The 9,095-nt window shown below is 62.7% G+C and carries 8 protein-coding genes and 1 pseudogene; all 9 read right to left on the bottom strand.

What is annotated here, in order from left to right; genetic code table 11:
- Positions 1 to 587 (bottom strand): annotated as a pseudogene (locus EOA60_RS08535) (hypothetical protein); the annotation flags it as partial.
- Positions 587 to 2,932, bottom strand: coding sequence for a glycoside hydrolase family 104 protein (locus EOA60_RS08540; protein WP_127334999.1), 2,346 nt, complete (start codon positions 2,930 to 2,932; stop codon positions 587 to 589). The gene EOA60_RS08540 and the pseudogene EOA60_RS08535, both read right to left, overlap by 1 nt.
- Positions 2,933 to 2,935: 3 nt before the next feature.
- Complete coding sequence (locus EOA60_RS08545) at positions 2,936 to 3,949, bottom strand: hypothetical protein (protein ID WP_127335000.1); 1,014 nt, start codon at positions 3,947 to 3,949, stop codon at positions 2,936 to 2,938.
- Positions 3,927 to 4,283 carry a GNAT family protein gene (locus EOA60_RS08550; RefSeq protein WP_245479167.1) on the bottom strand — a complete coding sequence of 119 codons (357 nt, stop codon included), beginning with the start codon at positions 4,281 to 4,283 and terminating at the stop codon, positions 3,927 to 3,929. Before EOA60_RS08550 ends, EOA60_RS08545 begins: the two co-directional genes overlap by 23 nt.
- Before the next feature lie 92 nt (positions 4,284 to 4,375).
- Positions 4,376 to 5,959 (bottom strand): hypothetical protein, encoded by a 1,584-nt coding sequence (locus EOA60_RS08555; RefSeq protein ID WP_127335001.1) that lies wholly within the window; start codon positions 5,957 to 5,959, stop codon positions 4,376 to 4,378.
- Positions 5,956 to 6,612 (bottom strand): hypothetical protein, encoded by a 657-nt coding sequence (locus EOA60_RS08560; protein WP_127335002.1) that lies wholly within the window; start codon positions 6,610 to 6,612, stop codon positions 5,956 to 5,958. The genes EOA60_RS08555 and EOA60_RS08560 overlap by 4 nt, the downstream gene beginning before the upstream one ends.
- A 50-nt stretch (positions 6,613 to 6,662) precedes the next feature.
- Complete coding sequence (locus tag EOA60_RS08565) at positions 6,663 to 7,457, bottom strand: hypothetical protein (protein WP_127335003.1); 795 nt, start codon at positions 7,455 to 7,457, stop codon at positions 6,663 to 6,665.
- A gap of 69 nt (positions 7,458 to 7,526) precedes the next feature.
- Positions 7,527 to 8,042, bottom strand: a complete 516-nt coding sequence (locus EOA60_RS08570; protein WP_127335004.1) for a hypothetical protein — start codon at positions 8,040 to 8,042, stop codon at positions 7,527 to 7,529.
- A gap of 15 nt (positions 8,043 to 8,057) precedes the next feature.
- Positions 8,058 to 9,074: a phage major capsid protein gene (locus EOA60_RS08575; protein ID WP_127335005.1), complete on the bottom strand. Its 1,017-nt coding sequence runs from the start codon at positions 9,072 to 9,074 to the stop codon at positions 8,058 to 8,060.
- Positions 9,075 to 9,095: the final 21 nt, after the last annotated feature.

Below are 9,095 nucleotides of genomic sequence, written 5' to 3' on the forward strand. Positions count from 1 at the left end.
CCATTGATAATGCCGCCACTCAAAAATCCAGCGCCGAGGCGTGCGGCAGTTGAGCCGGCGCCAATGCCGAATACCTCAGGTGCCGCCGCCATTGCCGGAAGAGTACCGGCCACAGCGCCCGTCACATTGCCCAGCTTGTGCGCGACCGGGCTAGCTGCTCGGCTCTCGTCGTTGATCACTGACATTTCGTCGTTGACCTTCGAAAACGGCTCGCCAGTAAGGGCAGAGCCAATGCCTGCAGCGGTCGCTGTTAACCCTTTGTCGACATAGGGACCAACGATTGGAACACCTTCGCCGATCGAACTTAGGAAAGTGCCGGTCGCGCCCATCGCTCGGGGAGAAACGAAGGCTGGCACGTCGTGCCCTTTTGCAGGATCGGGGCCGCCCTGCTCAACAATCTTCTGAGCAACGGCAATCCCTGCCTTGGCGCGGGCATCGGCGGCAGCGACGTCGTCAGAGGGATTGAAGCTGCGCACGTCGTCGAGCGTCACGCCCTCGCTGGCGATGTAACGGTCAATGTCTTCGGTCGGCGCGTTCTGCCCGACCATCCTGGCGACATTGCCTTTGATGCGCGCGAGATCAGCCATCAGTCGAGACCATACTTCTTCTTGAGATCGTCAGCACTGCCCTGTGGCGCGGGGCCGGTTGGCACCGTCTTGTCAACAGCGTCTTTGATGCCGCTGAGCATCCGCCTCAGTTCGGCGACACTGTTCTGTGCACGGGCGGGAGCATCGCCGACGGCAGCCGAATAAAGCTGGCTCGGCAAGTTCGCCAACCCGCCTTCCTTCAGGGGATCAACCACCGGGTCATAGATCATCCGCTCCATCAGGCTCAGATCGGGGCCGTTCAGGACGCCGAGATTGAACAGCTCCTTCAGCTGCAACATGATGCCTTGCCGCACCGTGTTCAGATTGTCCTTGGCCTGCCCAGGCATGGCTTCGATGCCACTCTTGCCGACCAGATGGGTGTAGCGGTCGAGCTCTGTGTTGATCGCGTCGAATGCCTGGTTCACCGCGGAAACCCGGTTGCGCTGAGTTTCGGTCGGTTTCGCCGTCCCGGGGATCAGCCCGCCGGCAGTCGCCCCGCCTTGAGGCGCCCCAGTGGGCGTTGGCGCGGTCACCGGGGCGGTTGCGCTCGTCGGGCTCGCTGGCGTCGTCGCTCCGGGCGAGTTCGGCGCGGAGGTAGCAGCGCCGCCGGGCGCCTTGAGCCAGGCGGGGAGCGGCGGCGGCACATTGATCAGCATCTGGCCGTCCGGCGTCTGGACAAGCTGCTGTTTCGGTTGCGAGACGATGGCGTACGCCGTGGCATAATCCTGAGAATTCGGGTCAGCAGTCCGCAGGATGTTCCATGCCTGAGCGTCGAGGCTATTTCCTTCGAACAGCTTTGCAGTCGCGCCCGGAACGGTTCGCGTCTCGCCGCTTGTCGCGTCGAACAGCGTGTTATCGTCGAGCTTCTGCCACTGCTTGGGCTGAATGGCGAGATCGCGCTTGGCCTTCTGAATTTGCAGCTGCCTCAGCGGATCGGCATTCTGCACTTGCTGCTCGAGCATCATGTTGACGACGCCGCGCTGCTGCTCGCTCAGCCAGGGATCGGCCGCGGCGCGCATAAGGTCCTGCACCGACGGTCCTGCTGCGCCCGGCTGCACCACGTCGGCACTGCCGCCAGCCATAGCCGGCAGGCTTGCATCGGGCGGGGAAAGCGCCTGTAGGACCTTCTGCACGGCAGGGGAGGCCGGAGCCGCGCCACCCGGAGCATCGGTCAGCGCCTGTGTGACACCAGAAGCGCCACCAGACGGTGCAGCGGGCGGATTGGCCGCAGTCAGTGCCTGCACGACACCGCCACGGCCTGACAAGGGCTCAGGGGTCATGAGCGTCGAGAGCACCCGCTGACCGCGCGCCGTAGTCGTGGCAGGCATGCCAGGAGCGTATCCGCCACCGGTCGGCGTTGCCGGAGCGGTCTGCACCACTGCGCCGTCGGGAGCGTTCATCGCGTCCCACTGCTCTTGCGTGATGCCCTTCGCGGCATATTCCTGCGGCAACGGCCGAACCGTGGCTGCGGCAACGCCCATCGACGGGTCAAGACTGGCAACCTTTACAGGTTGCGCGGTCTGCTGCTGCGCGACAGCGGTGGCCTGTGCCGGAGAGGCGCCAGAGCCGAGGGCGCGCTGATAGGCGGCCACGAAACGGTCTGTGGTGGTGCCTTGCTCGATACCGCCCGGGAGGCTCGTCCAGACGCCGCGCAAGGCGTTGCCGACGCCGGCAATCGCGCTCGGATCGCCAGACTGCAGCACGGTGGCAAGGTCCTGCCCAGTCTTGGCCTTGTAGGTCTCGGCAGCAAGGTTCCAGGCAGCCTTGTCCTGGTTGACCGGCGAGAAGTCGGTAAGTCCGAGCTTCTGCGCCTGATCGTCCCATGTCGAGCCGAGGAACTGATATTTGCCCGCCGCGCTCGACGTGCGGCCGGCATTCGGCCCGGTCTGGATGCGAACAGCCTGGTTAGGGTGGTGCGAGAAGTCGCTGAACTTGCTGCCGCCATAGATGACGTCGTAGCGACCGCCGCTTTCCGGACCTGCAAGAGTGTTCAGAAACGCCTTCTGGTAGGGAGCGGCATCGGTCCACGCCAACTGATCGCCGTGATAATCGGTCCGACCTCCCGATGAAGCGGACACGGTGTCCGATCCGGGCGCAGCCGGGAAGGAACCCGCATTGAAGAGACCGCTCAGAACGTCGGATGCATGAGCCTGGCCGGCCTGTTCAGCCGCATCGGCGCGGTGGCCCAGCACGTTCATCACGATGCCATCGCCAAGTGCGTTCAGGCCCTCGCCGATGTTGCGCGGCGTGCGCTGCGACTGCATCAGCGCTTCGACGACGGCGCGCTGCTTGGCGATCGAAGCCGGCGTTTCCTTGCTGGCGTCGAAGATGAAGGAAAGGGCCATGTGTCAGGCTCCCAGCATCAGGGCTTTGCCATAGTCGACCTGCCGATAGCCGTCCGGGCGACGGCTGACGGCTTCCGGCACGACCTTTTCGACTTCCGACGCCATGAGGCCGAGGCGCATCGGCGCATCCTTGGGCTCGCCCTTGTAGTGGAATTTCCACAGGCCCATTTCCGGCGTGATGTCGGCCAGCCGCGTCTTGTCCTTTTTGGCGTCGTCGTCCGACAGGCTGATGAGCTTGCCGCCGAGGCCGAACAGACCACCGATCAGGCTTTGCGAGTTGGCCATGTCCTGCTGATAGTTGGCCATCTTCTGCTGGTAGTTCTGGTTGATCAGGCCGGCCACGTCGGTCGTCGGGATCGTGCTCTGATTGAAGCCGGCAGCCTGCGGATTCGACACCTGCGAACCGGACAGCAGCGCCGTGATTTCGTTGATCGGCTGATTTCGGATCGCTTGGGCCTCCTGGAACGCTTGCCCATGACCCTGCAAAATGAGCTGGTCATAGGCATCGTTCGCCGCTTGGCTCTGCTGGGTCATAGCGCGGTCATAAGCGGTCGATCCAAGCTTGATGCCCTGATTGGCCAGCCTCGTCGCCAGCGCGTCCTGCTGCTGCTGAAGGATGGGATCGAGCCGTTCGCGCCCGAGCTGCAACAGCCGCGCCTCAGTCGCATCGTTCGAACCATCGAACGGCTTCGACATATAGTCGTTGAGGAACGAAGACTGGTTATTGGCGAGCGTGCCGAGGTTCAACTGTGCGGCGTCGGTCTGGGTCTTGATGGCTTTCTGGGCATCGGAAAGCGAAGTCGTCGCCGTGAAGCGCGGGATATTGTAGCTCTTGCCCGTATAGGGATCGTTCCAGGTATAGCTGCCGGTCTGATCGTAGCTGATCGTTCCATCTGGCGTGACCTGGTTCGCGTTATTCAGGAAGGAATTCGCGATAGCGGTGCCGACGTTGGTGGAAGTCGAGGCCGCCGACGTTTCCTTGGGATCCGGCGGTTCAGGAGCTGAGGGTTTGCCCATGGATCTTCCTCGTGAACTTGCTATTTCGCCAATCGTCGTCAGTGAGCGTGAAGACGTATCCGTCCTCGTCCCGGCCGCGCATGCGCTTGATCAGGTAAGGGGTGAAACCGAAGGCCTTGGCGATGCGCACCGTGCGCGCGTTTTTGGCTGACACCTGAAGGACGACCATCTGGCATCCGAGTTGGTCGAACGGGTACGAAAACATGATGTGGCGCACTTCCGCAGTGAGCCATCGGGCCGTGGTCGAAGCACTCGAAATCTGGATGAGCCCGGGTCCGGGCTGCCAGTCGTGAAACACCATACCGGCCAAAAGCCGGTCCTCGTCGTCGAGCACTCCGATAGCCTTGCACTTGCCGAAATCGGCCGGCCCGATGGTCAGGTCAGCGACGAAGCGAGCGACAGCCTCGTCATGCCCAAAAAGCAGCTTCAAACGACCACCGCGCCGACTTCATAGATGACGTCCATCGCGACCAGTTCGGCGTCGGGGGTCGGCGTCACGCCGCACGTCACCTGCAGCTGCGGCGCGACCGCAAAACCGGATTGGCCGATTGAAGCCCACTTCGTCGAGACCGTCATTGTTGTGCCGGCATCCCAGAGAGCCACGTCCCAGAGGCCCGTATCCCACTCGTCGAGCGTCACGTCATCGGCGACGGAGGCCGGCGCCGAGGGCAGACGGACCTGATAGTCAGACGATATGGACAGCTTGGCGAGAAACTTGCGGCTGGCCCTGAACACGGTTCGCGCCATGTGCACTGTCTTCGACCGCGCTGGGGCCTTCATGTGGTCGAACAGGCCGACATAGGTGCTGGTGTAGGGTTGGCCGTCGTCGTGGCCGCCGACCTCGCACTGCATCACCTTGCCATCAGACGTGCCGAAATAGGCCCGGCCGTCGAGCATTGCCAGGCAGCGCGTATCCCAGCCGGTGTAATCGGCCCATGCGCCCGTCTGAAGGTTGACGACGAAGCATTTCTTTTCCTGCCCGACAAGCGCCGGCAGGGAGACGATCGCCATGTTGAAGAGCGGCCACTTTAGGACTTCCCAAGGCAGCGTTGCGCGAGCCGCAGCCTCTGCTCGCCAGTCCGGTTCGATGTTGCGCGAAACGCTGATCAGGGACAGTGCAGCCCGGTCGCGCTGGATGGCCTGCGAGATCGGGATAATGCCGTCGTCCATGGCGATCAGCAGCTCGCCGCCCGCCTGCATCATGGCGCGAGGGCCGCGCGGTGGTGACATGTCATAGCGGCCCACAAGAGACCAGTCGGCCGGGTCAGCAGGGTTTGCGCCCTCGAAAACCGCGACTTCGCCCTTGGTCGAGATGAACACGCATTTGTCGTCGACGCCATCGCCGGCATCTAGCGACCAGGTGCCACCGCAAAGCAGGCTGCCGCCTTTCTGGAACACGCCGGCAAGAGAGAAATCCGAGGCCGCGCCGGAAATTGCATCGACCGGGAGAAACCAGGCCGTGAGCGTGTTCTTCTCGATGAAGAATTCGCGGCTGCGATAGGTCCAGACGAACGACAGCTTGTTGGTGACGATCGTGCCGAGGCTAGCGACGGTCGTCCAGGTTGTCCCGTCGAACTGGCGCATGCTGTCGGTGCCGTTCACCGCCGACAGGTAATCGCCGCCGACGGTCGGAAACTGAACATAGGAGTAATAGCCGCTGGTCTGTCCGGACACGGCCGGAGCTGGCGCCACATTCGGGCTGGCGGGATTGGTGACGTCGTAGATCTTGGTTGCGTCTGCAGCGAACAAGAAGCGGCCGGCCGACCCGTCATAGGTCAACATGCTGACAACCGGGCCAGCACCGATCGTCGCCTTCTTATTTAGGCCGCCGCGCAACCGGATGCCGGTGCTGGTCGGGAACCAGTTTTCCAGCACGGTCGCGCCCTGCGGCTTCGAGGCAGCGAGATTTTCATTCGAAATCTTGCCGCGGATCGGCGCCGGAAATGTCAGCGTGCTATGCCGCTGCTGCGCGGGCTGCGCGACCGGTACGCGACGGAAACCGGCCCTCATGGGACGATCACCCCAGGAAACGCAATATCGGCGTCATAGGGCGTGCGGCCGCGCCCGACCACCAGGATGTTTGATCCCTTGTCGGCGCCTGCCGAGGCCGCCAGCGCGTCCTCATAGGTCGCCATGTCCTCAGCGTAGGCCATGCCCTTGTTGGCCTTCCACTGCCAGATCATGCCCAGTTTCAGAACGCGTTCGTCGAGGCGGAAAACATCATCATCGGCTGCGAATGACGCTTTTGCATTTCCGTCTTTGTCTTTCACAATATTGCTGGAAAGATAGAAAAACTGGACGGTCGAAAGGTTCGGCAGCGCCGGCTTGATCAGCATCTGTTCGCCGACCACGGTCCAGGCGCCGACCAGCGGCTGGAAATTCTGCACCTGAATGCCAAGCCACTCGTCGCTGTCGGGGTAGTGGGTCAGCGCGGTGTAAGGGGTTGCCGATGGCCACACGCGCGCCTTCTTCAGCATGCGGTGGTAGTCATCAGGGAAATTGAATGCGGTAGCCAGACCGTCCCCGGTGAAGGTCGCAAGCACCTTCAGCCGGGTCCAGTCTCGAGTGTCGAAAGCGATCCTCTTCGCCATTTCGTTCGCGAGCGCTTGCAACTCGACGTGCTCGCGATCGGTTGACGAAAAGACGGCGGTCGGCACGGTCAAGCCAATGACCGGGCAGACTTCCTTGATGACGCTGAGGATGCTCATGGCGATCAGGCCAGGTTCGCCAGTTCCTTGGCCGCGGCGACCAAGGTGTCATGGTTCGGGTTGCCGCGCGGGCGGCTGCCGGTTTCCTTGGCGATGTAGACCTTGAGCTCTTCGTCATCCATCGCCTCGATCTCTTCGGCCGTCGGCGGCTCGTCGGGCTGCTCTTCCTCGTCAACTTCGTCGATCTGATCCTCCTGCTGATTGGCCTCCTGCTCAGCCGCAGGCACGTTGCGGGTGATCGTGCCGCTCTGCACCAGCTCTTCGCGCAGCCGGCGTTCTTCGGCGAGCTGAGCGGTCAGCGCGGCCACCTGGGCGGCGAGGTTGGTCACGTCGGCGCTGCCGGCAGCTGCGTCGAGATAGCCCTGTGCCTGGTTCTTCAGTTCGCGCCCGCCCATGCCGAGTTGCTTCAGCGGCGTGCCGTCGAGCGATGCAAGCTGCTCGACCGTGTGGATGCCGAGCGCCTTCAGTTCGCGGCGCTTCGATTCCTTGAGGAACGGCGCTTCCGCCAGCGGCGTGCCGGAAAGGGGCTGCGCGGCGCCGTCTTTGAAGGCCAGATACTGCTTGTTGTAGAGCTGCGCATAGGTAACGACACCGCCGCCGTTCGCGAAGCTTTCGCGAGTGGCGTTCGGCTCGGCATCGTGAGCCGGATAGGTCGCCTTGGTCTGGCGGTTTGCGGGGAATGAAAGGTCGCACACTTCCATTTCGGTGAATATCGGCCGGCCTGCCGTGCGGCTTGCCTGCTCGTCGGGCATGACGTGGTTTCGGAACGTGACGTTCACGGTGTTGCTGTTCGCGCTCATGGGCGAATTCTCCTGTCTGAGAGGCTGCAAAGGGAAAAGGCGGGAGCCGAAGCCCCCGCCGAAGGCCAGTTACGCGGCCAAGCCGTCATCCATGAACGGACGGGCGATTTCGAACTCGGCAAGGCCCGCGGACGGCGTGCCGATGGCCGATGCGCCCTTGGCGTTCTTGACGCGATCACCAGCCACGACCGCATCGTCAACGCTGCCCGGCGTGGCCGTGGCGTACACGTTGGCGTCGTCGACAAAGCCGGCGAGCACCTGGCCGATCGCCTTGCCCTGGATCTGATACCAGCCGTACTGGTTGGCAACATTCGCGGACATGGCGACGGCGACCGGACCAATGGCATTGGCGACCAGCAGCGTGGTCGACCAGTCGTCGGGGTTGTAGGTCACCCACGAGCCGACCACGGTAGATGCCGCGCCCTTCAGGTAGATGAACTCGCCCGTGCCATAGTTCGGGTCCTGGGCGCGGATGATATCGCCGAGCCAAGGGCCAGGAGTGGAGCGACCGGCCGCAGTCGAGGCCGGCAGCGTGGCAGCGATCGGCGGAATGCCGAGGTGCGGAGTGTGAGGAACGTAAGCCATGGATCCTTTCTCCTCTTACGCGGCCGGGTTGCTGTCGATGAGCTTCCACTGGAACAGCGGATTCGTCATCGTCAGTTCGCCCATGAAGCCGATGTACTGGACATTCGCGTCCTGATTGATCGGCATCATCGGCCGACCGATCTTGTTGAAGTTTCGTTCCGGGTGGTAGCGGAGCCACAGATTGTCGGTGTCCAGACCGTAGGTCGTGTTCGCCGGCATATTGGAGCCGATGCCACCTTCCTGAACGATCTCCGCCGAACGCCCGGCGCCGAAATACTTCAGCGACGTGAAGCCGAGTTTGCCGAGGCCGGACACGTCGTTGACGCGCTGGATTGCCACGGTGGCGGCGTCGTAAGCTGCGTAATGCTCAGGCGACATGAGGATGAGATCGGCGGCTTTGGTGCCGCGCGACCGCTGCGTCATGATCGAGTTGAGCATCGGGCGGATGGTGGTCGCGGTGACCTGGGTGCCGATCGCCGGGAACGACGAGTTGGCATCGAACACCGAAGTGCGCCAGATCGGGTTTGCGGCGCGGTCGATGCCGGCATAGACGCCGGAATTGACCACGGTCGGAACCGATAGTTGAAGGCCGCCCAGTTCCTTGCCGGCGAAGCGGGTGCCGTTGCCGTGCAGGGAAATGTCGACTTCGTCTTCCAGTTCACTTTCCGCAGCCGCGATGTGCGACTCCAGAATGTCCATAATCTGGTTTTCGCCCTCGTTGTTGAGGATGTCCTCATTGGCGAGGGTGATGGCGACCGCGCACATTTTCGGCGTGTACTCGGCATCGTTGAAGAGCTCGGTCGGAACCGGGTTCAAGAAGTCAAAGCCGTTGTACCAAACCGCCGAACCGGTCTTGGTGTAGAGCAGCCGTTCGCGAATTCGCGGGCCGGAATACTCTTTGAACTTGCCCTTGCGCTTGAGCACGTTGAGCAAGGCATTCGAGTTGGAAACCAGGTCCTGGTAGCCCTGAGAACGATCCTCAAGGGCCAGGGACAAGATCTCCTGGTTCTTTTCAACGGAAGTAAGAGCCATGTTGGCCCCTCCTTATGAAAC

It is taken from the genome of Mesorhizobium sp. M1A.F.Ca.IN.020.06.1.1 (genome assembly GCF_004023265.1).
Lineage (GTDB): Bacteria > Pseudomonadota > Alphaproteobacteria > Rhizobiales > Rhizobiaceae > Mesorhizobium.

Excerpts from the sequence above, each read along its gene's own strand:
- EOA60_RS08565 (WP_127335003.1), bottom strand. The coding sequence starts at position 7,457 with ATGAGCGCGAACAGCAACACCGTGAACGTCACGTTCCGAAACCACGTC.
- EOA60_RS08545 (WP_127335000.1), bottom strand. The coding sequence starts at position 3,949 with ATGGGCAAACCCTCAGCTCCTGAACCGCCGGATCCCAAGGAAACGTCG.
- EOA60_RS08555 (WP_127335001.1), bottom strand. The coding sequence starts at position 5,959 with ATGAGGGCCGGTTTCCGTCGCGTACCGGTCGCGCAGCCCGCGCAGCAG.
- EOA60_RS08575 (WP_127335005.1), bottom strand. The coding sequence starts at position 9,074 with ATGGCTCTTACTTCCGTTGAAAAGAACCAGGAGATCTTGTCCCTGGCC.
- EOA60_RS08540 (WP_127334999.1), bottom strand. The coding sequence starts at position 2,932 with ATGGCCCTTTCCTTCATCTTCGACGCCAGCAAGGAAACGCCGGCTTCG.
- EOA60_RS08570 (WP_127335004.1), bottom strand. The coding sequence starts at position 8,042 with ATGGCTTACGTTCCTCACACTCCGCACCTCGGCATTCCGCCGATCGCT.